At 71.0% G+C, this 24716-nt stretch carries 21 protein-coding genes; 9 read left to right on the top strand and 12 right to left on the bottom strand.

Annotation, left to right across the window (positions count from 1 at the left end):
* Positions 1–221 precede the first annotated feature (221 nt).
* Positions 222–1175, bottom strand: coding sequence for an S-methyl-5-thioribose-1-phosphate isomerase (gene mtnA, locus ACFY3L_RS49825; protein ID WP_389341341.1), 954 nt, complete (start codon positions 1173–1175; stop codon positions 222–224).
* Positions 1176–1245: 70 nt separating this feature from the next.
* Here mtnA and ACFY3L_RS49820 point away from each other — a divergent pair, with 70 nt between their 5' ends.
* Together ACFY3L_RS49820 and ACFY3L_RS49815 are read left to right on the top strand one after the other, a co-directional pair.
* Complete coding sequence (locus ACFY3L_RS49820; RefSeq protein WP_389341338.1) at positions 1246–1698, top strand: hypothetical protein; 453 nt, start codon at positions 1246–1248, stop codon at positions 1696–1698.
* A gap of 3 nt (positions 1699–1701) precedes the next feature.
* Positions 1702–2736, top strand: a complete 1035-nt coding sequence (locus tag ACFY3L_RS49815) for a PHP domain-containing protein (protein WP_389341335.1) — start codon at positions 1702–1704, stop codon at positions 2734–2736.
* Here ACFY3L_RS49815 and ACFY3L_RS49810 read toward each other — a convergent pair.
* Positions 2632–3624: a DMT family transporter gene (locus tag ACFY3L_RS49810; RefSeq protein WP_389341332.1), complete on the bottom strand. Its 993-nt coding sequence runs from the start codon at positions 3622–3624 to the stop codon at positions 2632–2634. The genes ACFY3L_RS49815 and ACFY3L_RS49810 overlap by 105 nt on opposite strands.
* 133 nt (positions 3625–3757) lie before the next feature.
* Between ACFY3L_RS49810 and ACFY3L_RS49805 the strand changes: the two genes are divergently transcribed.
* Together ACFY3L_RS49805 and ACFY3L_RS49800 are read left to right on the top strand one after the other, a co-directional pair.
* Positions 3758–5431, top strand: a complete 1674-nt coding sequence (locus tag ACFY3L_RS49805; RefSeq protein WP_389341329.1) for a DUF885 domain-containing protein — start codon at positions 3758–3760, stop codon at positions 5429–5431.
* Between the two features lie 2 nt (positions 5432–5433).
* Positions 5434–6525 carry a CaiB/BaiF CoA transferase family protein gene (locus ACFY3L_RS49800; RefSeq protein ID WP_389341326.1) on the top strand — a complete coding sequence of 364 codons (1092 nt, stop codon included), beginning with the start codon at positions 5434–5436 and terminating at the stop codon, positions 6523–6525.
* On the opposite strand, the gene ACFY3L_RS49795 is transcribed toward ACFY3L_RS49800, so the two are convergent.
* Positions 6513–8150 (bottom strand): DUF6114 domain-containing protein, encoded by a 1638-nt coding sequence (locus ACFY3L_RS49795; RefSeq protein ID WP_389341324.1) that lies wholly within the window; start codon positions 8148–8150, stop codon positions 6513–6515. The genes ACFY3L_RS49800 and ACFY3L_RS49795 overlap by 13 nt on opposite strands.
* A gap of 163 nt (positions 8151–8313) precedes the next feature.
* Complete coding sequence (locus ACFY3L_RS49790) at positions 8314–8958, bottom strand: DUF6230 family protein (RefSeq protein WP_389341322.1); 645 nt, start codon at positions 8956–8958, stop codon at positions 8314–8316.
* 637 nt (positions 8959–9595) lie between these two features.
* On the opposite strand from ACFY3L_RS49790, the gene ACFY3L_RS49785 reads away from it, so the two are divergent.
* Together ACFY3L_RS49785 and ACFY3L_RS49780 are read left to right on the top strand one after the other, a co-directional pair.
* Entirely contained in the window at positions 9596–12436 is a 2841-nt protein-coding gene (locus ACFY3L_RS49785) for a PQQ-dependent sugar dehydrogenase (RefSeq protein WP_389341319.1), read from the top strand.
* Positions 12437–12621: 185 nt separating this feature from the next.
* Positions 12622–14937, top strand: coding sequence for an AbfB domain-containing protein (locus tag ACFY3L_RS49780; protein WP_389341316.1), 2316 nt, complete (start codon positions 12622–12624; stop codon positions 14935–14937).
* Between the two features lie 42 nt (positions 14938–14979).
* Here ACFY3L_RS49780 and ACFY3L_RS49775 read toward each other — a convergent pair whose 3' ends face one another.
* From ACFY3L_RS49775 to ACFY3L_RS49760, 4 genes are all read right to left on the bottom strand, one after another.
* Positions 14980–16296 carry an ABC transporter permease gene (locus ACFY3L_RS49775; RefSeq protein ID WP_389341313.1) on the bottom strand — a complete coding sequence of 439 codons (1317 nt, stop codon included), beginning with the start codon at positions 16294–16296 and terminating at the stop codon, positions 14980–14982.
* Positions 16293–17042, bottom strand: a complete 750-nt coding sequence (locus ACFY3L_RS49770; RefSeq protein ID WP_389341310.1) for an ABC transporter ATP-binding protein — start codon at positions 17040–17042, stop codon at positions 16293–16295. The genes ACFY3L_RS49775 and ACFY3L_RS49770 overlap by 4 nt, the downstream gene beginning before the upstream one ends.
* Positions 17039–18019, bottom strand: a complete 981-nt coding sequence (locus tag ACFY3L_RS49765; protein ID WP_389341307.1) for an efflux RND transporter periplasmic adaptor subunit — start codon at positions 18017–18019, stop codon at positions 17039–17041. The genes ACFY3L_RS49770 and ACFY3L_RS49765 overlap by 4 nt, the downstream gene beginning before the upstream one ends.
* A 196-nt stretch (positions 18020–18215) precedes the next feature.
* Entirely contained in the window at positions 18216–20093 is a 1878-nt protein-coding gene (locus ACFY3L_RS49760; protein ID WP_389341304.1) for an IPT/TIG domain-containing protein, read from the bottom strand.
* 177 nt (positions 20094–20270) lie between these two features.
* Between ACFY3L_RS49760 and ACFY3L_RS49755 the strand changes: the two genes are divergently transcribed.
* Positions 20271–20897 carry a hypothetical protein gene (locus tag ACFY3L_RS49755; RefSeq protein WP_389341301.1) on the top strand — a complete coding sequence of 209 codons (627 nt, stop codon included), beginning with the start codon at positions 20271–20273 and terminating at the stop codon, positions 20895–20897.
* On the opposite strand, the gene ACFY3L_RS49750 is transcribed toward ACFY3L_RS49755, so the two are convergent.
* The 3 genes from ACFY3L_RS49750 to ACFY3L_RS49740 form a co-directional block, all read right to left on the bottom strand.
* The gene (locus ACFY3L_RS49750; RefSeq protein ID WP_389341298.1) at positions 20894–21049 is read right to left on the bottom strand and encodes a sigma factor-like helix-turn-helix DNA-binding protein; all 156 of its coding nucleotides are present in this window, start codon (positions 21047–21049) and stop codon (positions 20894–20896) included. The two genes, ACFY3L_RS49755 and ACFY3L_RS49750, sit on opposite strands and share 4 nt — an antisense overlap.
* A 118-nt stretch (positions 21050–21167) precedes the next feature.
* The gene (locus ACFY3L_RS49745) at positions 21168–21344 is read right to left on the bottom strand and encodes a hypothetical protein (protein ID WP_389341295.1); all 177 of its coding nucleotides are present in this window, start codon (positions 21342–21344) and stop codon (positions 21168–21170) included.
* Between the two features lie 29 nt (positions 21345–21373).
* Positions 21374–22216, bottom strand: coding sequence for an SDR family oxidoreductase (locus ACFY3L_RS49740; RefSeq protein ID WP_389341292.1), 843 nt, complete (start codon positions 22214–22216; stop codon positions 21374–21376).
* Between the two features lie 80 nt (positions 22217–22296).
* Here ACFY3L_RS49740 and ACFY3L_RS49735 point away from each other — a divergent pair, with 80 nt between their 5' ends.
* Positions 22297–22665, top strand: coding sequence for a winged helix-turn-helix transcriptional regulator (locus tag ACFY3L_RS49735; RefSeq protein ID WP_389341289.1), 369 nt, complete (start codon positions 22297–22299; stop codon positions 22663–22665).
* A 14-nt stretch (positions 22666–22679) separates the two neighbouring features.
* On the opposite strand, the gene ACFY3L_RS49730 is transcribed toward ACFY3L_RS49735, so the two are convergent.
* Complete coding sequence (locus tag ACFY3L_RS49730; protein WP_389341286.1) at positions 22680–23369, bottom strand: hypothetical protein; 690 nt, start codon at positions 23367–23369, stop codon at positions 22680–22682.
* A 99-nt stretch (positions 23370–23468) separates the two neighbouring features.
* Between ACFY3L_RS49730 and ACFY3L_RS49725 the strand changes: the two genes are divergently transcribed.
* A complete protein-coding gene (locus tag ACFY3L_RS49725; protein ID WP_389341284.1) occupies positions 23469–24455 on the top strand; it encodes a DUF1963 domain-containing protein in 987 nt (328 codons plus the stop codon).
* Positions 24456–24716 lie beyond the last annotated feature (261 nt).

Below are 24716 nucleotides of genomic sequence, written 5' to 3'. Positions count from 1 at the left end.
CATCTCCCAGTTAAGTGGAGCAACCGACAAACAGAGCGGCCGGCGGTGGATGCGGCGCGCAGGCGCAGTCCTGCCGCGCGCAGCGCCGGCAGTGCGAGCGCAGCGAGCATTGGGGTGCGGGTGAGAATCCCCGCCGGGACCCGCCGCGAAGCGGTGGGGCGGAGACACAGCTGAGAATCCCCGCCGGGACCCGCTGCGGAGCAGTGGGGCGGAAGGACAGCTCAGGGGTGCCAGACGCGGGTGTCGGTGACGATGGCGGTGACCAGGGATGCGGGGGTTACGTCGAAGGCTGGGTTCACCGCGGGAGTGTCCGTGGGAGCGGCGGTGCCGACGACTTCGGACGGGCCGCGGTCCTCGATCTCCACGTCGGCGCCGGTGGGGGTGGAGGGGTCGACGGTGGATTCGGGGGCGACGCAGATGAAGGGGATGCCCGCGGCGCGGGCGCCCAGGGCGTGGGCGTAGCTGCCGACCTTGTTGACGACGTCGCCGTTGGCGCAGATGCGGTCGGCGCCGAGGATGACGGCGTCGATCTCGCCGCGGGACATGAGGAAGGGGCCGGCGGAGTCGACGGCCAGGCGGTGGGGGATGCCGGCCTGGGCGAGCTCCCAGGTGGTCAGGCGGGCGCCCTGCAGGAGAGGGCGGGTCTCGCTGGCGGTGACGCTCGCGAGGGTACCGCGGCGGTGGAGCTCGAAGGCGACGGCGAGGGCGGTGCCGCCGACGACGGTGGCCAGGGCGCCGGTGTTGCAGTGGGTCAGGAGGCGGGGGGACGGGCCGCAGAGGGAGGTGACCAGGTCGGCGCCGAGGCGGGCCATTTCGGTGGAGGAGTGGATCTCCTCATCGCGCACGCGCAAAGCCTCGGCCAGCACCGCGGGAAAGGACGGCAGGTGGGCGGCGGCACGGTCGACGCCGCGGGCGAGATTGACGGCGGTCGGGCGGGCGGTCGCCAAGCGGTGCACCAGGTCGCGCACGACCGCGGGGTCGGAGGACGAGGCCGCGGCCAGGGCGACGCCCATCGCGCCGGCGACGCCGAGGGCCGGCGCGCCGCGCACGGCGAGGCGTTTGATGGCATCGACCAGTTGATCCACAGTGGACAGACGGAGGTGGACCACAGAAGACGGCAGAAGGGTCTGGTCGATGATGACGACGGCGTCATCCGCCCAGTCGATCGTTCGCATGTCAACTCCCAACGGTCAAGAATTTCTGAAACGGCCTACACGAAACGTTGACGGGCGTACATTCGCGATTATGGGCACCGGATTGGCGCTCGCGACGGTTCTGGGGCTGATCACGGCCGGGCCGGTCGCGTTGATGAGAATTCCGACGAATTTGCAGCTGACGGTCACCGACTCGGCCCTGGTCATCGAGCCGCAGGGGCTGGACAGCTGGTGGACCGGGACAGGCAGGGTCGAGGTGCCGGTCGCGGAGATCGCCTCGATCAGAATCGTGCCGCGGTCGGAGGCACCGGTGGTGGCGAGAAGGCTGCGGCCGGGGGCGCTGCACATCGACGGGGTGATCACGGCGGGCGTGCACGACGGCACGTTCTGGGACGTGCGGGGCGGCGACCAGCTGCTGATGATCACCTGCCGGCCGGAGTCCCGGCACAAGGCGCTGGTGCTGCAGTTCGCCAACCCGTTCGCGACACTGACCAGGACGCGGACGGTGGTCGCGCACCGGCCGTCGAGGAGCACTACCTTCTAAGGCATGAGGGATCCGCTCGCAGATCTGCGGCGCATCGCGTTCCTGCTGGAGCGGGCCGGAGAGAAGACCTACCGGGTGCGCGCGTTCCGCGGCGCCGCGGCGACCCTGGCGAAGCTGCCGGAAGGTGAGCTGGCCGCGCGGGCGGGCAACGGCACGCTGAAGGATCTGCAGGGCGTCGGCGAGGTGACCGCCCGGTGCGTGGTCGAGTCGCTCGCCGGCGAGGAGCCGGTCTACCTGCGCCGCCTGGAGTCGACCGCGGGCCAGGACCTCGACGAGGCGACCGCCGCGATGCTGGCGGCGCTGCGCGGCGACTGCCACGCGCACTCGGACTGGTCCGACGGCGGGTCGCCGATCGATGAGATGGCCCTGGCGGCGGCCGCGATCGGGCATGAGTACCTGGTGCTCACCGACCACTCGCCGCGGCTGACGGTGGCCAGGGGGTTGTCGGCGGAGCGGCTCGCCGAGCAGCTCGACGTGGTCGCCGACCTCAACGCGGGCTTCGAAGGGCTGGGCATGTCCTTCAGGATCCTGACGGGCATCGAGGTGGACATCCTCGCCGACGGCTCGCTCGACCAGACCGACGAGCTGCTGGAGAGGCTCGACGTGGTGGTCGGCTCGGTGCACAGCAACCTGAAGGACGAGCCGGACGTGATGACCCGCCGGATGGTCACCGCTCTGGCCAACCCCCACCTGGACATTCTGGGCCACTGCACCGGACGGCTCATCACGGGCGGTCGTGGCACCCGGCCGGAGAGCCGGTTCCATCCGGAGCAGGTCTTCGAAAAGGCCGTCGAGCACGACAAGGCGATCGAGATCAACTCGCGGCCGGAGCGGCTCGACCCGCCGAAGCGGCTGCTGCGGGTCGCGCTCGAGATGGGCTGCAAGTTCTCGATCGACACCGACGCGCACGCGCCCGGGCAGCTCGACTGGCTGTCAAACGGCTGTGCGCGCGCCGTCGCCTGCGGGGTGCCGCTCGACCGGATCGTCAACACGCTTCCGGCCGCCGAGCTGAGAGAATGGACGAAGTCGCACAAATAGGCCCTGCGAGATGCCGACGCCGCACAGGACGATGACGCCGCCCACGGGCTGGTTCCAGGTCAGGTGCTCGTGCAGGACGACGACGCCGGCCACGGCGCCGACGAAGGGCGGCAGGTAGGTCACCATCGAGCCGGTCGTGATCCCGGCGGTCCGCACGACGTGGTTGTTCAGCGCGAACGCGATCCCGGTGCCGAACACGCCGAGCGCGACGACCGCCAGGTAGACCCGCGGTGAGTGCGACAGCGGCGACGGCGGCGCGCCGGCGATCAGCGGCGCCGCGACCAGCAGTTGCAGCGTCGACATGGCCAGCTGGCCGACGGACAGTTGCAGGGGCGACAGCTCGAAGTTCTTCATGAGCCAGCGCGTGTAGTTGAAGGCTATGCCGTAGCAGGTGACCGCGCCGAGGAGCATCAGCTGGCCGGCCAGCGACGAGCCGCCGACGCCGTTCCAGACGCCGAGGACCACCAGTACACCCACGAAACCGGCGAGCAGACCGAGGATCTGCCGCCGGGAGGGCCGCTCGGACCGCATCGCGACCAGGGTCACGACGAGTGTGGTGAGCGGGGCGGTGCCGTTCCAGATGCCGGCGAGGACCGACGGGACCCGCTGCTCCGCGTAGCCGAAGAGCGCGAAGGGCACCGTCGTGGCGACGGTCGAGTAGACGAACAGGTGGACCCAGAGGCGCAGCCCGCGCGGCAGGCGCAGCCCCCGGGCGAACAGGAAGATCAGCAGGGTGAGCGCACCGAGGAGGATGCGGTAGCCGGCGACGTAGACCGGCTCGAGCTCGACCAGCGCGTCCTTGATGAACATGAAGCTGGTGCCCCAGATCAGGGCGACGGCGAGGAACGCCGGCAGCCAGCGGGAAGCGTCAGGAGCAGGAGACGTCATGGGCCTTACTGTGCTCCCATCGAAAACAAAAAGTCGCGCGGATTTCGGACGTCTGGGCGCAGGCCAGTCCACCGGTTGCGAATTGGCCTCAACAAAGGCGACAGCGCAGGACGAAGTCCCGTAGGGTCGGCGCGTGGGATCTATCGATGACATCGCCAACAGCTATGTCGAGCAGTGGGCGCCCCTCGACCCGACCGGAGCGACCTTCGTCGGAGTGGCCGGGTATGACGACAGGTTGACCGACCTCTCGCCCGACGGATTCGCAGCCCTCGCCGACCTGGACCGGCGCACCCTGGCCGCCCTCGCGGCGCAGACGCCCGCCAGCGAGAGCGAGCGGGTGGCCAAGGAGGCCATGCAGGAGCGCCTGGGGCTCGCCCTGGAGCGGTTCGAGGCCGGCGACATGACCAGCGACATCAACGTCATCTCCAGCCCGCTGCACGGGGTGCGGAGCTCGTTCGACCTCATGGCGACCGACGGCGAGGAGGCCGCGACCAACGTCCGCGACCGCCTGGCCGAGGTGCCGGTCGCGCTGGAGCAATGGCAGCGCTCCCTGCTGCACGCCGCGCAGCAGGGGCACGTCGCGCCGGCCCGGCAGATCATCGAGGTCGCCAAGCAGTGTGACGTCTGGGTCGACCCGGAGGGTGACAACTTCTACCCGGACCTGGCCGCGAAGGTCGGCGCCGGCCAGAAGTCCGCGCTCGCCGAGGAGCTGGCGCGCAACGCGGCGGCCGCCCGCGCCGCGACCGTCGCGCACGCGGAGTTCCTGCGCCGCGAGCTGGCGCCGCTGGGCCGGGAGAAGGAGGCCGCCGGGCGCGAGCGCTACCAGCTCGCCTCCCGCTACTTCCTCGGCGCCACCGTCGACCTCGACGAGGCGTACGCGTGGGGCTTCGAGGAGCTCGCCCGCCTCGAGAGCGAGATGCGCACCGTCGCCGACAAGATCGTGCCCGGCGGCTCGGTCGACGACGCGGTCGCCGCGCTCGACGCCGACCCGGCCCGCACGATCCGCGGCAAGGAGGCGTTCCGCGACTGGATGCAGTCGCTCGCCGACTCGACCGTGAGCGAGCTGCACGGGCGGCACTTCGACATCCCCGAGCAGGTCCGGCAGATCGAGTGCATGCTGGCCCCGACGTCCGACGGCGGCATCTACTACACCGGGCCGAGCGAGGACTTCTCCCGCCCGGGCCGCATGTGGTGGGCGGTGCCGCAGGGCATCGATGAGTTCTCCACCTGGCGCGAGGTCACCACGGTCTACCACGAGGGCGTCCCCGGCCATCACCTGCAGATCGGGCAGACGTACGTGCGGGCCGAGCTGCTCAACCGGTGGCGCCGGATCCTGGCGTGGTCGTCCGGCCACGGCGAGGGCTGGGCCCTGTACGCGGAGCGGCTCATGGACGAGCTGGGCTACCTCGCCGACCCGGGCGACAAGCTCGGCATGCTCGACGGCCAGGCGTTCCGCGCCGTCCGCGTGATCATCGACATCGGCATGCACCTCGAACTGGAGATCCCCCGCGACAACCCGTTCGGCTTCGCGCCGGGCGAGCGGTGGACCCCGGAGCTGGGCTGGGAGTTCCTGCGCGCGCACTGCCGGGTCGAGGAGAAGAGCCTGCGCTTCGAGCTCAACCGCTACCTGGGCTGGCCCGGCCAGGCGCCGGCGTACAAGCTCGGCGAGCGTGCGTGGCTCGCCGCCCGCGACGACGCCCGGGCCCGCAAGGGCGCGGAATTCGACCTGCAGGCGTTCCACCGCGACGCGCTCAACCTCGGCTCGCTGGGCCTGGACCCGCTGCGGGCCGCGCTCGCGCGCCTGTAAACGTGGGCGCTCTCGACGGCATCCTCGTCGCGGACTTCTCCAGAGTCCTCGCCGGGCCGATCGCCACCATGACGCTCGGCGACCTCGGCGCCGACGTCGTCAAGGTGGAGCGGCCCGGCGCGGGCGACGACACCCGGTCGTGGGGGCCGCCGTTCGCCGCCGACGGGCGCTCGACCTACTTCCTGTCCGTCAACCGCAACAAACGCGGACTGGCGCTGGATCTGGGCACCGACGACGGCCGGCGACAGGCGCTCGAGTTGGCGTCGGCGGCGGATGTACTGGTGGAGAACTTCGCCCCCGGCACGATGGAGCGGTTCGGCCTGGGCTACGAGCAGATCGGCAATCCCCGGCTCGTCTACGCCAGCGTCACCGGCTTCGGCCGGCAGCACCACTCCCCCGGGTACGACTTCCTCGTGCAGGCGGTCGGCGGCCTGATGTCGATCACGGGCGACCCGGCGGGCGCGCCGACGAAGGTGGGCGTCGCGCTGGTGGACGTGCTCGCCGGCCAGCAGCTGACCGCGGGCGTCCTGGCGGCCCTCTACGCCCGGGAGCGGACCGGCCGGGGGCAGCGGGTCGAGGTGGACCTGCTGTCCAGCCTGCTCGCCGGGCTGGTCAACCAGGCCTCCGCCCACCTGAACGCCGGCGTGGTGCCGCAGCGGATGGGCAACCGGCACCCGAGCATCGCGCCCTACGAGACGCTCCGGGCGAGCGACGGCGACTTCGCGGTGGCGGTGGGCAACGACCGCCAGTTCGAGCGGCTCGCGGCGACGCTCGGCCTGGCCGGCGACGACCGCTTCGCCACGAACGCGGGGCGGGTCGCGCACCGCGAGGCCCTGCTGGCGGCCATCGAGGCGGTGACGGCGCACAAACCGAAGGCGCACTGGATCGATGAACTGGGCGCGAACGGCGTGCCGTGCGGGCCGGTGAACACGGTGGCGGAGGGCATCGCGCTCGCGGAGCGGCTGGGGCTCGCGCCGGTGGTGGAGGTCGGCGGTGCCAGGTCGGTGGCGTCCCCGATCAGGCTGTCGGAGACCCCGGTGACCTACCGTCTTCCACCACCGGCGCTGGCTGATGAGCCAGTTCAGGACGCGTAGGCGATGCTGAGGCCGGGCGCCCTGAGGACGTTCGACTGCACGTACACGAGCTCGATGTTGCAGTTGGTGTAGTACCCGGGCAGCGGGATCGGCGGCGGCGGGAACGACGGGGTGAAGGTCAGCGGCAGGATGCCCAGCACGTTGGCGGAGAACTTCGACGTGTAGAACTTCACGTTGCCCTCCACCGTCAGCGAGGTGCTCTTGGTGAGCAGCAGCTTCGGCGCGCCCGGGGTCCGCAGCTCGAACGGCTTGGACACCGAGTTCTTCATGCTGAACGCCAGCACCTTGACCTTGCTGCCGTCCTTCTTCGTCAGCTCCGCCACCCCGTCGTAGACAAGGCTGTCCATCGTCATCTGGTCGGTGATGAGGATGGACGGCGCCGACGCCACGAACGGCTGCCCGGCCGCGACCTGGGCCTTCTTGTCGTTCGGCGAGGCCGAGGCGCTCGGGCAGGGCGACTTCGAGGGCGACTTCGCGGCCGTCGAAGACGTCGCCGAAGACGTCGCCGAAGACGTCGCCGGCGCGGCGGGGGACGTGGTCGCCTCGACCTTCGCCGCGGCCGGGGCGGCGGTCTCCGACGGAGCGGCCTCGGCCTTCTTACCGCCGCCGAAGAGGTCGCCGAGCCAGTCGAGCAGGCCCTGCTTCTCCTCCTCGGTCTTGGTCGGCAACGGGCTCGGGCTCGGCGATGCCGGCGCGGGCGCCGACGTCGCGCCGCCGGCGGGCGCCGGTTGGCTGCCGGTGCTGGTGCTCGGCTTCACCGACGGCGAGGCGCAGGTCGCCGGCGCCGCGAACGCGGGTGTGGCGCCGTTGGTCGCGCCGTACAGCGCGGAGGCCGCGACGGTGCCGGTGAGCAGCAGCGCGAACAGCGGGATGCCGAGCCCGCGCCGCTTCGGCAGGTCGTCGTCGCCCGACGGCGGGCGCTCGTCGTCGGCGCTGCCGGCACCACCGAAAGAAGGCGCGCCGGCACTACCGAAGGACGGCGCGCCGGCACCACCGAAGGACGGCGCGCCGTGCAGCGGGCTGCGCTGCGAGATCGGCAGCGAGTCCGTCAGCACCCCCGACGAGTGCCGGGGAGCCGGCTGCTCCCGGGCCGGCTCGTCATGAGCGATGTCGTGACCGGCGTCGGTCGCCTTGCGCAGCGACGGGCGCTCGTAGCCGGTGGGCTCGTCCGGCTCGTCGGTGAGCAGGTCGTCGAGCTGCGCCGGCTCGTAGGTCGCCGTGTCGTCATCTTCAGCGGTGGTGGGCTCCGCGGGGGTCCCGGGCGACCAGGAGGCGGCCAGGCCGCCGCCCACGACGCCGAGGATCATGCCGAGGAAGAAGCCGCCCAGGTTGAGCCCGATGATCGAGTACAGCGCGGTGAGGGTGCCCAGGATGCCGTAGAACAGCCGCTGCGCCGGCGACAGCCAGGTCAGCAGCCCGCACAGGAGCAGTATCGCGGGGATGACGTAGGACAGGAAGCCCGTCGGTCCGAAGTGGACCTCCAGGGCGAGCTGCAGGTTTGCGCTGAGGAACAGTTCCAGCCCCGACAAGAGCAGGAACAACCCACCCCAGAAGGGACGCGAGTCGCGCCACTTGCTGAAGCCACCAGCACGATGCTTGACGTGCGAAGGGTGGGGAGTGGTCACGGAGCCCTCCAGCAATAGAGCACTAGTGCGGCGCTTGCGTCGCATGAGGGGCGCGGGGTGGGAACCCCCCGCCGGCCGCGGGCGCTAGCCCGTGGAGCTAGTGACTGCCTGACTACAAACAACTGGGCCCGCGGGTGTGACTCCGCGGGCCCAGGCGGTGGGACTAGAAGCACTCGAAGGGGGTGCCACCGGTGGAGAGGCTCAGGTCGAGACCGGTCAGCTTGAACGTGCCGGCCGTGGTCGACCAGGCGACCTGCTTCAGGTTGGTGATGGTGACGCTGTCCGCCTGCTGGGCGAAGCTGCCCTGCATGCCCTTGGCGTTCGGCCCACCCTTGCTCAGGTCCGACGCGTCGATGCCGATCTGGATGTTCTCGAACGTGGCGTCACCCTTGAGCGACGTCAGGTCGATCAGCAGATCGGTCGCCTCGGCCGGGGAGCCCGCGGCCTGACCGGCGTGGATCACCATGCTGACGGGCAGCCCGGGGACCTTCACCGACTGGCACAGGTTGTACAGCTTGGCCGACTTGATGCCCGAGACCGCGACGAAGTGGTTCTTCGGGTCGGCCGGGTTGGCGGGGTTGCCGCCCTTCTCCGTGGCGAGGCCGCCGTACTGGACGAAGCCGGTGCCCTCGAGCTTGTCGGCGGAGACCTTGAACTGCTGGCCGGAGACGCTGAACGACGCGGCGATCGCGCCGGTCGCCTGGCCGAAGACGATGGCGCCGGCGATGAAGGCGGAAGGCACGACGACGGTTGCGAAACGCTTCCATCGCGTGCGGCCCTTCACCGCGCTGCCCTGAGCTACGGACACGAGAAGCTCCTCTTGGGTCGCGGGGGTGCGTGCGGTGCTGCGCTCCTGTCACTGCGGGCGCTCGCACCGGTCTTGGTGTCTCGACGGCCCCTGCCGGCCCTGCGCGCGCAGGGGGTGGAACCGGGGGTTGGGGCGTGCGGACGATGTTGCCGCCTGCGCCGTGCGCGGACAAGGGCCGTAGTTACTCGCCGGTAACGGCTCAAGTCCAGAATTCCTACGTTCCGTAATCGGTTACCGGAGCGTTTCCGGCGCGTGACCGCGCTCCAAAGCGCGTAAAGACGGACAAAAATCGCCTGTGACGGTTACCACATGTGAGCAATCTTGCAAAAGGTCACGGTTTTATAACGACAAACCTCCGGGGTTCTCAATGTGCACATCGACTGACATGAGTTTTTCGTAGAACGGCTGAAATGCCGCATCTCGAAAAACTCGGCATTGCCGTTTGCGACTCACGGTGGTTAGTTAGCTCTGATAACTAACACGGTGGCCGCCATCCACCGTCACGGTTGTCTCCGCCATATCTCTGCCCGCGCGCGCGAAGGGTCGGCGCCCCCGTCGCGAGCGGTCTTCAGGAAGCGCGATCGGCGCGCGTCTTGCCTGGCTGGCACCCCCATCAGCCCAGGAAGGACACCCCGCAATGGCACCATCCGCCCGCCGGTGGAGAAGGCTGCTCACCGCGGCCACGCTCGCCGCCGGCAGCTCCGCCGTGGCCGCCTTCGTCCACGCCCCCGCCGCCTCGGCCATCCCCCTTCCCGCCTCCGACTACCAGCACGTCCAGCTGGCCCTCGGCAGCGCCGAGCTCGGCGAGCCGATGTCGCTGGCGGTGATGCCCGACCGCACGGTGATCCACACGGCCCGGGACGGCACAGTCCGCGTCACCGACGCCGCCGGCAACACCAAGGTCGCCGGCAAGCTGCCGGTCTACACCCACGACGAGGAGGGCCTGCAGGGCGTCGCCGTCGACCCCGGCTTCGCCTCCAACCGCTGGGTCTGGCTGTACTACTCGCCGACGCTGTCGACCCCCGCGGGTGACGCCCCGAAGACGGGCACCGCGGCCGACTTCGCACCGTGGCAGGGCCACCTCAACCTGTCCCGCTTCACCCTGAAGGCCGACAACACGCTGGACCTCGCCAGCGAGAAGATCGTCCTGACCGTCGGCAACGACCGCGGCCAGTGCTGCCACGTCGGCGGTGACATCGACTTCGACGCGGCCGGCAACCTGTACCTGACCACGGGCGACGACACCAACCCGTTCGAGTCGGCCTCCTACGCGCCGATCGACGAGGTGGCCAACCGCAACCCGCAGTTCGACGCGCAGCGCTCCTCGGCCAACACCAACGACCTGCGGGGCAAGGTCCTGCGGATCAAGCCGAACGCCGACGGCACCTATGCCATCCCGTCCGGCAACCTCTTCGCCCCCGGCACCGCGAAGACCCGTCCCGAGATCTACGCGATGGGCCTGCGCAACCCGTTCCGGATGACCGTCGACAAGCCGACCGGCATCGTCTACCTGGGCGACTACGGCCCGGACGCGGGCGCCGCCGACCCCAACCGCGGCCCCGGCGGTCAGGTCGAGTTCAACCGGATCACCGGCCCCGGCAACTATGGCTGGCCGTACTGCACCGGCACCAACACCACGGCGGAGACCTACAACGAGTGGAACTTCGCCACCAACACCACCGGGCCGAAGTTCAACTGCGCCGGCGGGCCCACCAACAACTCGTTCCGCAACACCGGCCTGACCACGCTGCCGGCGGCGAAGCCGAGCTGGATCCGCTACGGGTTCGACTCGACCCCGCCGGAGTTCGGCGGCGGCTCGGAGTCGCCGATGGGTGGCCCGGTGTACCGCTACAACGCCGGTCTCAACTCGGCGGTGAAGTTCCCGCAGACCCTCGACGGTCAGTTCTTCGCCGGCGAGTACGGCCGCCGCTGGATCAAGCCGATCAAGGTCAACGCCGACGGCTCCCCCGGTGAGATCTCCACGTTCCCGTGGGCCGGCACCCAGGTCATGGACATGGCGTTCGGCCCGGACGGCGCGCTGTACGTGCTGGACTACGGCACCGGCAGCAACAACCAGGCGCTGTACCGGGTGGAGTACATCGGCGGCGGCAACCGCGCCCCGACCGCGAAGATCGCCGCGTCGGTGACGTCCGGCCCCGCCCCGCTGACGGTGAACTTCTCCTCGTCCGGCAGCTCGGACCCGGAGGGCGGCGCGCTCACCTACGCCTGGGACTTCGACGGCAACGGCACCACCGACTCGACGGCCGCGAACCCCACGTACACCTACACCACCAACGGCACGAAGACCCCGACGCTGACGGTCAAGGACCCCCAGGGGCTCACGGGCTCGGCGAGCACCGTCATCACCGTCGGCAACACCGCGCCCAAGGTGACGCTGTCGACCCCGGCGGACGGCCAGCTGTTCAACTTCGGCGACACGGTGCCCTTCACGATCAGCGTCACCGATCCCGAGGACGGCACGATCAACTGCGCCAAGGTCAGCATGACCTACTCGCTGGGGCACGACAGCCACGCCCACCAGATCACCTCGAAGACCGGCTGCACCGGCTCGATCGCGGTGCCGGTGGACGGCGAGCACGACGCGTCGGCGAACATCTACGGCGTCTTCGACGCGGCGTACACCGACAACGGCGGCCTGACCACGCACGTCATCCGCACCCTGCAGCCGAAGCACCGGCAGGGTGAGCACTACAGCAGCCAGTCGGGCGTGCAGGTCGCCCCGCACGCCGCGGCCGAGGGTGGCAACACCGCCGGGTTCATCGAGAACGGCGACTGGATCGCCTTCACGCCGTACCTGCTGAACAACGCCACGCAGTTCACCGCGCGGGTGTCCTCGGCCGGGTCCGGCGGCACGATCGAGGTCCGGGCCGGCTCGCCGACCGGCACGCTGCTCGGCACCGCCACGGTCGCGCCGACCGGGGGCTGGGAGACGTTCGCGAACGTGACGGCGAACCTGGCCGCCGGTCCGGCCGCGGCCACCACGCTGTACCTGGTGTTCAAGGGCGGCACGGGCTACCTGTTCGACGTCGACGCGTTCACGTTCACGACCGGCACCGTCAGCACCGGGCCGACGGTCAGCCTCCGGTCGCTGACGAACAACCAGTACGTGACGGCGGCGAACGCGACCACCGCATTGATCGCCAACTCCGCGACGATCGGCACCGCGCAGCAGTTCGAGCTCGTCGACCTCGGCGGCGGCAAGGTGGCCCTGAAGTCGAAGGCGACCGGCCAGTTCGTCTGTGCGGAGAACGGCGGCGCGAACCCGCTCCTGGCCAACCGCGCGACGGCCGGGTCGTGGGAGACGTTCAACCTGATCCGCAACGCCGACGGCAGCGAGAGCCTGCAGGCGACGGTGAACAGCCTGTACGTCGCCGCGGAGAACAACGGCGCCGGCTCGCTCATCGCGAACCGGACGGCGATCGGCCCCTGGGAGAAGTTCGAACTCGTCGGGGCCTGACGATGTTGGGAAATGTTCGGTCCAACGCCGCCCTTGTGCGGGATATTGATGTGTGACTCTTGACACTTCTCGTTGGATCGTGAGGTTATGTGTTGGTCCGTGGGGACGTTCCTTGGCACTAGGGGCCCCCACGGATCAGCCTCGGCCGCCACCGGGGCTGACGCATACCTCAAGGAGACACTCGTATGAAGCTCTCCAGATGGTTCGCGCTCGCGCTGGCACCGTTGCTGGCCACGGCGGGCACCGTGGTCGCCACGGCCGCCCCCGCGAGCGCATGGACTCCGAAGACGCCTCCGATGACCACCCCGTGGACCAACTCGGTGCCCACGGCGAATCCGCTGCCGGAGTACCCGCGCCCGCAGCTGACCCGCACCGACTGGCTGAACCTCAACGGCATCTGGGACTTCGCGGTCACCGGCAGCGGCCAGACCAGCCCGCCCGGCACGTTCGGTGAGCAGATCCGCGTCCCGTTCCCGGTCGAGTCCGCGCTGTCCGGCATCCAGCGCAAGGTCACCGAGAACGACCGGCTCTGGTACCGCCGGACCTTCACCGTCCCGTCCGGCTGGGCCGGGCGCCAGGTCCAGCTCAACTTCGGCGCGGTCGACTTCCAGACCACCGTGTGGGTCAACGGCACGCAGGCCGGCGCCGCGCACAGCGGCGGCTACGACGCCTTCACCTACGACATCACCAGCCTGCTCAACGGCGGCACCAACACGATCGTCGTCGGCGTCTACGACCCCACCGACGCGGGCACCCAGGCGGTCGGCAAGCAGCGCCGCAACGACGTGCTCCCGCACGCGGGCGGCGGCATCTTCTACACCGGCGCCTCCGGCATCTGGCAGACGGTCTGGCTCGAGCCGACGCCGACAGCCCGGATCACCCGCGTCGACCTGGTGCCGAACCTGTCCAACAACACGCTGTCGGTCACCGTGCAGGGCGCCGGCCTGTCCGGACACACCGTGACCGCCACCGTCTCCTCCGGTGCCACCCAGGTCGGCACCGCCAACGGTGGGACGGGCACCGCGTTCAGCGTCCCGGTGCCGAACGCGCACCGCTGGTCGCCCAGCGATCCCTTCCTGTACAACGTGAAGATCGACCTGAAGAGCGGCTCGACGGTCGTGGACTCGGTCGGCAGCTACGCCGGCATGCGCTCGATCTCGGTCGGTAGCGTCAACGGCAAGCTGCGCATCCTGCTCAACGGCCAGTTCGTCTTCCAGTCCGGCACCCTGGACCAGGGCTACTGGCCCGACGGCATCTACACCGCGCCCACCGACGCCGCGCTGCGCTCGGACCTGCAGGCGCACAAGGACCTCGGCTTCAACATGGTGCGCAAGCACATCAAGGTCGAGCCGCAGCGCTGGTTCTACCACGCCGACCAGCTCGGCCTCCTGGTGTGGCAGGACATGCCGGCCATGCCGACCGGCAAGAACCCGACGACGGCCGCGCGGACCCAGTGGGAGGCCGAGTACCACCGCATCATCGACCAGCACCGCAGCTCGCCGTCGCTGGTCATGTGGGTCGACCAGAACGAGGGCTGGGGCCAGTACGACCAGGCCCGCATCGCCGACGACGTCAAGGCCTACGACCCGTCGCGGCTCGTCAACAACATGAGCGGGGTCAACTGCTGCGGCTCCGTCGACGGCGGCAACGGCGACGTGCTCGACAACCACATCTACGTCGGCCCCGGCTCCACCCTGCCGACCGCGACCCGCGCCGCGGTGCTCGGCGAGTTCGGCGGCCTGGGCCTTCGCGTTCCCGGTCACGAGTGGTCGCCGGGCAACGGGTTCAGCTACGAGGACCAGGGCAACGCCACGAACCTCAACAACCGCATCGTCGGCCTGTACGACCAGCTCCGCACCGGCGGCATGCCGGCGGGCCTGTCCGCGTCGGTCTACACCGAGATCACCGACGTGGAGAACGAGAGCAACGGCTTCCTCACCTACGACCGCCAGGTGATGAAGGTCGACGTGGCCCGGTTCCGGGCGGCGAACCAGGCGCTCATCAACGCCTCGACCAACCCGCCGCCGCCGGCCACGCTGCCGACCAACGTGTACCGGTCGTTCCGGGTCGTGACGCCGTGCTGCACCACCCGGTACATCAGGCACCAGAACAGCCTGGGCTACACCGAGGTGGTCGACGCCAACAGCAGCGCGCTGCTCAAGCAGGACGCGACCTGGCGGATCGTGCCCGGTCTCGCCGACGCGTCGTGCTACTCGTTCGAGTCGCGCAACTACCCCGGTCAGTACCTGCGGCACCAGGCGTACCGGGTGCGCAAGGACCCGAACGACAACTCGGCGCTCTTCAAGGCCGACGCCACCTGGTGCGCCCAGCAGGGCACGGGCGGGGTGCGGCTGACCGCCTGGAACTTCCCCGGCCAGTTCCTGCGGCACCGCAACTCGGAGCTGTGGCTGGCCACCCCGGGCGGCCCGAACGCGTGGGACGCGCCCGGGTCGTTCACCGAGGACACCACGTGGTCCGTGGAGAACCCCTGGGCTCCGTAGTGGTTCCTTGAAAGGGGGCGTCCTTCGCGGGCGCCCCCTTCGCTATGCCCGCATGACCGTGGCGATCGGGATCCGCGCGGCGCGGATCGCCGGGATCAGGCCGCCGAGCAGGCCGGCCACCAGGCCCGCGATGACGCCGGCGACCCCCGCCTGCCACGGGAACGTCATGTCCTGCAGCTGCGGTACCCGCGAGCCCAGCATCCCGGCGCCCACGTCGAGCGCCACGACCGCCAGGCCGATCGCGGCGGCCGCGGTCAGCAGACCGGTCAGCAGCGTCTCCGCCAGCACGATGCCCGCCAGCAGCGAGCGCGGCGTGCCGACCGCCCGGCGCAGCGCGAACTCCTCGACCCGCTCCCCCACGGTCGCCAGGCCGACGTTGAGGATGCCGGCGACGCCGATGAGCAGCACCAGGGCGGCCATGCCGAGGAAGATCCAGCGGATGATCGCCAGCTCGCCCGCGATGTCCTTGCGGGCGTTGATGGTCTCCACGTGCAGCATCTCCTGCGGCAGGCCGAGGCCGGTGAGCTTGCGGGTCACCAGCGCCTCGGTCTCCCCGGAGCCGGGCGCGAACAGCAGCTGCAGGCCCGGGCCGTACATCTGGTTCGCCGACGACTTCGGCATCCAGTTGCGCATCTCGTCGACCCGCACGTAGGCGGTCGGCTGGGGGTTGCCGTCGTCGACGACGCCGACGATGCGGGGCGTCGGGTTGGCGGTCGCGCCCTCGACCCGCATCTCCGCCGGGATTCGGTAGCGGCTGAAGCCCTTCGCCGCCTCCTTGTTGAGCACCAGGCGGGGCGAGTAGGAGGGGTCGCCGCCGAAGTCGAGCCAGTCGCCGCTGACCGGCCGGAACGGGCGGAACTGCCGGACGTCGCCGGTCAGGCCCTGCAGGACGACCTCGATCGCCTGCCCGCGGGGCGGCTGCGCCGCCTGCTCGATCGGGCGGCAGCCGTTCACCGGGTCGCAGTTCATCGGCATGGCCGGGCCGTAGTAGCCGCCCTCGGTGTTGTCGAACGGCGCGGCGCCCTGGTTGATCGGCAGCACGTTCGGCTCGCCGATGATCGCCTGGTAGCCCATAATGCCGACGACGCCGGGCTTGCCCGTGACGGTGGAGAGGGCGGCGTCCATCGCGTCGGGCATCGACGGCACGTACATCTGCCGGGTGCCGTCCTTGCCGACGTGCAGCTCCAGGTCGGCGAGGCGCAGGGTCTTCGCCGTCTCCGCGCCGGCCTGGACGGTCACGACGGCGAGGACGCCCAGGAACAGGCTGATCATGGACAGGAAGGTGCGCAGCTTGCGCGACCTGATGCCCTGCCCGCCGATGATGAGCGCCGACCGGAGCCGGCCCGACAGCCGGATCATGCCGTCACCTCCGTCGTGCCCCACCCGCTGCGGTCCGGTGCTGTGAGCACTTCCGTGGCGCTCCGGTCCGGTGCCGTCAGCACCCCGTTGCTCAGGGACAGCACGCGCTGCATCTTGGCCGCGTGGGCGTGGTCGTGCGTGACGAGGATCAGCCCGCAGCCGCGGTCGGTGGCGGCGCGCATGACCTCGATGACGAGGTTGCCGGTCTCGGTGTCCAGCGCGCCGGTCGGCTCGTCCGCCAGCAGCAGTTTCGGCTGCCGTACCAGGGCCCGGGCGACCGCGACCCGTTGCTGCTCACCGCCGGAGAGCTTGGCCGGGCGCTGCTTCGCCAGGTGCGCGATGCCGACCAGGTCGAGCGCCTCCAGCACGCGGGCGCGGCGGTGCCGGCGGGGCAGCCAGCCCTGCCCGTTGACCAGCGCCATCGCCACGTTCTGGGCGGCGGTCAGGTGCTTGAGCAGGAAGAACCGCTGGAAGACGAAGCCGAACTGGGCGCTGCGCAGGGCGGCGGCCTTCCGCTCGGGAATGCGGGCCAGGTCGCGGCCGTCCATGAAGTAGTGACCGTCGTCCGGCCGGTCGAAGAGCCCGATGAGGCTCAGCAGGGTGCTCTTGCCCGACCCGGACCGGCCGAGGATCGCGACGCTCTCGCCGCGCTCGACGGTCAGGTCGACGCCGTCGAGGATGACCCGGGGCTCCTGCTGGCCCTTCAGCGTCTTGGTGATGCCCACCATCTCGATGAGCGGGCTCATTTGCTGAACCCGGGCATCGGCTCCCCGCCGTTGTTCTTCGCGGCCGGCAGGTTCGGCCCGGGCACGGCGACCGTCTCGTCGCCGTTGAGGCCGCTCTTGATCTCGATGACCTTGCCGTCGCTGAGGCCGAGCGTCACCTCGCGGGTCTCCCGCGTCTGGTCGGCCTTGACGATGTCGACCTTCCCCTTGCCCTGCGAGCCGGCGACCGCCTCGACCGGCAGGACGAGCGCGTTCGCGGCGCGGGCGGTGATCACCTCGACCGTGGCGGCGGCGCCGTTGATCGCCTTGATGTCGGCCGGCGGCACGCAGACCAGCCGCATGCCCGTGGGCTCGGAAGGCTGCTGCTGCTGGCCGGTGACCCTCGGCTGCGGCACCGGCGCGGCCGACGGGTTGGGCGTCGGCGTGACGGGCTCCGGGATCGTACCCGCGGGCAGGGCGGCGAGCGTGCCGAGCACCGTGCAGGGGAACGGCCCCGGGCCGCTCTTGATCTGCGCCTGCACCGACTCGAGCTGGTCGGAGATCTGGTACGCCTGGGCGCCCTCGATGTCCGCGACCACGCCGTAGCCGGCCTGCTTCGCCGAGACCACCGGCATCCCGGCGGTCACCTTGGACCGGTCGTCGACGAGGCGGCCGCTGAAGACGGCGCCGGCCGGCACCTCGATGGGGGTGGCCTTGCCACCGGCCCAGATGTTGGCGACCTTGGTGGGCTTCGTCGGCGTGCTCGTCGACGCCTTCACGTCGAGGTAACGGATCTCGCCGTCGATCGGAGCGACCAGGCCGAACGTCGGGCTCAGCTGCACCTTGCCGGTCAGGCTCACCTTGTTGGTCAGGTCCTGCCGGGTCGGCTTCACCGTGGTCATCGTGACGCCCCGGTCGGCGAGTCCGGGAGTGCGCACCTCCTCCTGGCCAGATGCCGTGCAGGCGCCCAGTGCACTGATCGCACCGGCGGCGGCCACCGCGAAAAGGATTCGTCGCACCCGGGTTCACCCCCAGCAAGGATCGAAGTCCGGCAAAGGGTAGCGGTCGATCGGGTGAGGCGACGCCCCATCAAACGATTCATCAGGGTGAGGAAATGTACTCATCTCGACAGCACCGGGATGCAACCTCGGAGACGGGCAAAGCCGTCCCGCACCCGGTTGCCCGGGTGCGGGACGGCCTTTTCCTGCGGGTACGTCAGACCTTGTAGGTGAAGGTCGACGTCGTGGCAGCAGCGCTGGTGCCACCCTTGGTGATGACCTGGAGCTGGACCGGGCCCGCGGGGCGCGGCGGCAGGTACACCTTGAGCCTGGTGTCGGAGAGCTTGACGAACGAGACCGAGGCGCCGTTGGAGACGACCCGGTCGACGGCCACGAAGTTGGTGCCGGAGACCTCGACGGTCGTCCATACCTTGGTGCCGCCGGTGGACGGGGTCACCGCGGACACGGCCGGCGCGGGCGGCGCGACGTAGGTGAACGGCGCCGAGACGCCCTCGACGGTGCCGCCGACGGTGGTGACCCGCACGGTCGCCTGGCCCGCCGCGTGGACCGGCATCGTGACCTTCAGCTGGGTGTCGGAGACCCGCTGGTACAGAGCGGCCACCCCGCCGACGCTGACCGCCGTGACGCCGCCGAGGTTGGTGCCGGTGACGACCACCGGGGTGGGGAGGTAGGTCGGGCCGCTGGTCACGCTCAGCGAGACGATGGTCGGCGCGGGCGGGTTGACGATCGCGAGCTTGTCGGCGGCGACCGTGGCGCTGGTGCCGGACGGGGTCACGACCGTCACGTCGTAGATGCCGGTGACGAGCCTCGCGGGCACGGTGAAGGCGATCGTCGTCGGCGACATCACCCTCACGTTGGTGGCGGCGTTGGCGCCGATGCGCACCGCGGTCGCGCCGTCGAAGTTGGCGCCGGTGACCGTGAGGACGTCACCGCCGACGACGGAGGCGCTCGCGGCGCTGAGGCTCGTCACGACGGGCAGCGGCGGCTGGTACAGGAAACGCGCCTGCGAGTTCAGCGTGCTGGCGCCGGCGGCGTTGACGACGGTCACGTCGACGGTGCCCTTGGCGTGCGCGGGCGACGTGGCGACCAGGCTGGTGACGCCGTTCCTCTCGACCTTGCGGAACTGGGCCGCGGTCTCGCCGAACTTCACCGCCGTGGCGGTGCCCAGGTTGCCGCCGGTGATGGTGACCTCGGTGCCGCCGCTGATCGGCCCGCGGACCTGCGACAGCGTCGACACCGACGGCCGGGGCACGGTGACCTTCGACGGGGTGGTCACGCCGGAGACGGTGTACGCGGCCTGCACGTTGGTGTTGACGAACGCCCAGGCGAGGTGCGCGTCGCCGGAGGCGCCCCACGCGGTGCCCCACTGGTTGCGGATCCACACGCCCTCGGCGTCGTACGCGTACGCGGTGACCATGTGCCCACCGAGGTTGACGCCGCTGGTCGTCCTGTAGAGCGCGCCGCCGGTCAGGTACATGAAGTCCTTGAAGACCGGCATGCCGATCGCGACCGGCGAACCGGCGGCGATCGCCGTCTCGACCGCGATCTGCCCGGCGGTGCCCTGGCCCGAGCCGGTCCACAGGGTCGTCCACTTGGCGACCTTGTAGTTCTTGGCGTTCGCGATCTCCGCGGCGGTCGGCGGGACCGTGTAGTTGGTGGTGCCCTGCACGTAGTCGTCCTGGGTGTCGACGCCGTTGACGGTCGCCTCGGTCAGCGCCTTCTCCGGCGACAGGCCCGCGTTCGGCGCGCCACCCTTCTGCACCGACCGCATGTAGAGGTAGAGCGGCGCGTACGGGGCGCCGGTCCCGCCGTCACGCTTCGCGTAGTAGCCCATGATCGAGTGGGCGATGGTCCAGGCGACGCACGAGCCGATCTGGCCCTGGTCGCCGACCGCCGGCAGGTCGGCCTTCACGCTCGCGCTGTCCGGCAGGGCCTCGTACACGCCGATGGGGGACTTGGCGTTGACCCGGGTCGTCGGCTCGGCGAACCCGCCGACCTTGTGCGGCAGCGCGGCCGGGGTGGCTGCCGCGGCCGCCGCCGGGTTCACCGCCACCAGAGTGCCGCCAGCCGCCATCAGCAGGCCGAAGATGGTGCGTGCTCCAGGGTGTGCATCCGTGCTCCTCGAGGGTCGGTGACCGCGACGTGCGTGCCATCGGCCCCTCCCCCGGCGGCATGAGGCGTCGCCGCAAAGCCCGGCCGGTCGGTGTCCACCGGTCGGGTGACCCGGGCACGCGCACTACGCTCCGGGGTCATGCCGGTGATCCTGCTGCTCGCGGCGATGGGGGCCTTCCACGGCCTCAACCCCGGCATGGGCTGGTTGCTGGCGGTCGCCAACGGGGTGCAGGAGCGCAGCCGGGCCGCGGTGCTCCGGGCCCTCGTGCCGGTCGCGGCCGGGCACGCCGCCTCGATCTTCGTGGTCGCCGGCCTGGTCAGCGCCCTGCAGTCGGTGGTCGCGACCCGGGTCGTGGCGATCGGCGGCGGTCTCGTGCTCGTCGGCTTCGGGCTGTGGCGGGCGGTGTCGCGCCGGCACATCGGCGCGCCGGGCCTGCACCTGTCCGCCGCGCAGCTGGCCGGCTGGTCCTTTCTGATGTCGAGCGTGCACGGCGCCGGCCTGATGCTCGTGCCCGTGCTGGTCGCCGACCCGCCGTCAGGCCTCGGTCACGCCCACGCCGCGGCCCACGGTGATCCACTGTGGACGGGCTTCCTGGTCACCGGCGTGCACACCGCCGCCATGGTCACCGTCGCCGGCGTGATCGCACTCGTGGTCTACCAGACGGTGGGCCTGCGGATATCCCGGCTGGCCCGCGTCAACCTGGACACCGTCTGGGCGGTGGCACTGGTCGGCGCGGGCCTCGCGACGCTCGCCGCGTCCTACTAGCCGTCGGTGCCCTCGGCGACGCCGAGCACGGTGGCGGTCTCCACAGTGGACAGGTCCAGCAGGACCCGGCAGACGATCACGGCCCGCTGCGGCAGCGGCAGCCTCCGCAGCGCGGCGAGCGCGCCGGCGTGCGTGTCGGGCCCTTCCTTCACGCCGGCGACGGCGTCCGCGTCCGGATACGGCAGCGGGCGCTCCCGCCGGACCTTGCGCCACCAGGAGGTGGCCCAGTTGAGTCCGGCGCGGAACGCCCATCCACCCGGGTTGTCGTGGTCACGGACCCCGGCCCCAGTTGGCGTAGATCCGTGCCATCGCCTCGTCCGCGGCCTCGCGGGCCAGCTGCGGATCGCCGAGGGTGACGGCGAGCGCGCGGTGGAGCCGATCGGCTTCGAACCGGTAGAACGACTCGAAGTCGTCTCTCCTTGTCGCTGTCTGGCGTCCCCACAGCACACACACGCACGGGGGCGCCGACGCGTTCCCTAGCTCTTCAGATCTTTCAGCGCCGCCGCCACCGCGTCGGCGAGGGTCGTGGTGGGGCGGCCGATGAGCGTCGACAGGTCCGCGCTGACCACGTCGAGGCTACCGGCGGCGATCGACGTGTCGGCCGCGGCGAGCAGCCGCGCGAACCCCTCCGGCAGCCCGAACCCGATCAGCGCCTGCGCGTAGTCGTCGGCCGGCAGGTCCTGGTACGCGACCTTGGTGCCGGACTGCGCGGTGACCTCGGCGGCGAGCTCGGCGAGCGACATGGTGGCGTCGCCGCCGGTCTCGTAGATCTTCCCCTCGTGCCCCTCGCCGGTGAGCACCGCGACGGCACCGGCGGCGAAGTCCTCGCGGGTGGCGGCGGCGACCCGGCCCTCGCCCGCGGCGCCGAGGATCACGCCGTGCTGCAGCGCGGTGGCCAGGCCGGCCGTGTAGTTCTCGAAGTACCAGTTGTTGCGCAGGAAGGTGTACGGCAGCCCCGACGCGACGATGAGCTCCTCGGTGGCCTTGTGGTCGGGCGCGAGCGGGTTCACCGACGTGTCGGCCCTGGTGATGCTCGTGTAGACGATGTGGCCCACACCGCCCTTCACTGCGGCGTCGACGATGGCCCGGTGCTGCTCGAGCCGCCTCCCGGCGTCGCTGGCGGAGATGAACAGCAGCCGGTCGGCGCCCTCGAACGCCGGCACGAGCGTCTCCGGCTGGTCGTAGTCGGCCTTCCTGGCGTTGCCGCGCGCCTTGGTCGTGTCGCGGACCGCGGCGACCACGTCGGCGCCCTGCCGCTCGAGCCCTTCGACGACCAGGCGGCCCAGGTGGCCGGTGGCGCCGGTGACGGTGATGGTCATGAGAACTCCCTCGTCCTGGTTACTCTCTCACAGTAAGCACTAACTTCTAGAAAGTGCAAACCTTGGGTTACCGTTGTCTCATGTCGTACGAGGGGCTGGTCTTCGACGTCTTCGCCAGGAACTGCACGTCGCGACCCGTCATGGACACGGTCGCCGGCCGCTGGGGCATCCTGTCGATGGCGGCGCTGCTGGACGGCACGCACCGGTTCAATGAACTGCGCCGCCGCGTCGACGGCGTGAGCGAGAAGATGCTGTCGCAGACCCTCCACGCCCTCGAGCGCGACGGCCTGGTCCTGCGCACGGTGCAGAGCACGATCCCGCCCCGGGTCGAGTACAGCCTCACCGACACCGGCCGCCGGATCGCGACGAAGCTCATGGAGCTGATCGACCTCGTGGAGGCCGAGATGCCGGGGATCTCCGCCGCGCAGGCCCGCTACGACGCTCTCTAGGTTTGCCGGACCTCTCAGGTCCTTGCGTGGGCCTCGATCAGGTCCGCGACCCTCAGCAGCGGCGCGACCTGCCCGGGGATGTCGTCGGGCGCGCCGATCCGCCCCTGGAAGAACGTCAGCAGCTCGTTGCCCTCGACGCTCCAGTCCGGCAGCCGCCCGGCGACGTGCTCCGCCACGAGCTGGCCGCCGATCACCGCCCTGACCAGGCTCGGGTCGCTGGCGTTCACCCGGTACGCGCTGTCGAACGCCTCGTACCCGATCGCCGTCACCTTGTCCCCGAACAGCGTCCGCCACAGCTTCGACCCGCCGCCCCGCTTGTGCACGGCTACCGTCGGCCGCGGCATCCGCAGCCGCACCACCACCGCGACGTGATGGTGCGTGGTCGTCGTGGTCTGCGTCGTCCCGTTGGCATCCGTCGAGGTCGACGAGGTCGTGTACGAGTAGTCGGCGATGCTGACCGGGCGCCCGCCCACCGTCCCGAACAGCGCCAGCGACACGCCCCGCCGGTTCCTCCCCGGCATCCGCCGGCCCCAGTCGACCTGCGGCCTCGCCACGACCTGCCAGCCGTGCCGCTTCGCCCACACCCGTAGCGCCTCGACCCGCTCCCGCTCCCGCCGCGCCGACACCACCGCCACGACGACGATCAGCGCGATCGCCACCCCGAAACAGGCGACACCGCCGATGATGATCGCCGTGGAATCCATGCATCCACGCTAAAGTCCCGATGCGAGTTCCGCTCTCCGGCGCTACGCCGTTGCCGCGCTTGTCCGCTTCGCACGTCCCCGTCCGCTGAGGTTCTCCGCATGCACCTGTTCGAGTCCCTGATCGAGCCGGCGGCTGCCCTCACGGTGATCCCAGCAGCCGCCGCGACCCGATCCCACCGCTACGGCGGCCTGCCCGGCCTGCCCGACGGGACCGACTGGCCCACGTACGCCGGCACCCCCATGGTCCTGCTCGCCCGCCTCGACTGCGCCGACCTCGCGGCCCTGCTCTCCGAGACCTGGACCCTCCCCCGCACGGGCGAGCTGCTCTTCTTCCACGAGGAGCCCTTCACCACCGGCCCGCAGCAGCTCCCCTACCAGCACTCCTCGGCCACCGGCCGGTTCGGCGCCCCTTCCACCCCCGGCCAGTTGGGGGCCCTCTCCACAACCGCCGACCGGTTCGGCGAGCCCTCCACCACCGCCGACCGGTTCGGCGACTCCTCCGCTGCCGACCGGTTCGAGGACTCCTCCGCCACTGGCCGGTTCGGGGACTCCTCGGCTGCCGGCCGGTTCGGGGACCCACGGCCGTCGGCCCGCGAGGAGCCCTCCACCGCCGACCGGCTCGAGGACCCGCGGCTGCTCCTCAGGGACGGGTCCGCCGCGGACCGGTTCGCCGACGCCCACGACGACGGCTGCCGGGTCCTGCACGTCCCGGCCGGGCTGCCCCCGCGCCCCGCGCCGCCAGGCACCTGGGTCGTCCCGGCGCTGTGCCTGGCGGCGGACCGGGTGGGGTCCGTCCCGCCGTACGACGCGCCCGCCCTCGCCCACGTCTTCGCCCTTGACCCGGTCGCCGCGATGACCGCCCGCGAACGCGCCGAGGACACCGCCGGCAGGCCGCCCCGCCACCAGGTGCTCGGCTGGCAGCGGGACGCGTTCCTGCACCTGCCGGGCCTGCGCCCGCTCCTCCAACTGGAGGCCGAGCCGGGCACCGCCTGGGGCGAGGTCGTCAACGTCTCCTTCTGGCTCCCCGAAGCCGACCTCGCCGCCGGCCGCCTCACCGCCGCCCGCCGCTACCTCGAGGTCGCCTGACCCCGGCTCGCCACAGGCCGCCTTACCGCCCGCTGCCTCGAACTCCCGTCACCCCGACCGGCCGGCTTCGCTGTCACCCCACCGCAGGCGATCTCACCGCCCGCGATCTCGAGGTCCCATCACCGACCGACCGCGGGCGACCTCACCGCAGGCCGCCTCACCGCCCGTTGCCTCGAACTCCCGTCACCCCGACCGGCCGGCTTCGCTGTCACCCCACCGCAGGCGGCCTCACCGCCCGCGATCTCGAGGTCCCGTCACCGA

This window comes from Dactylosporangium sp. NPDC000521, from assembly GCF_042898305.1.
In the GTDB taxonomy this organism is placed as follows: Bacteria; Actinomycetota; Actinomycetes; order Mycobacteriales; family Micromonosporaceae; genus Dactylosporangium.
The sequence above is the reverse complement of the archived record's forward strand: the minus strand, read 5'-3'. Positions and strand labels throughout refer to the sequence as shown.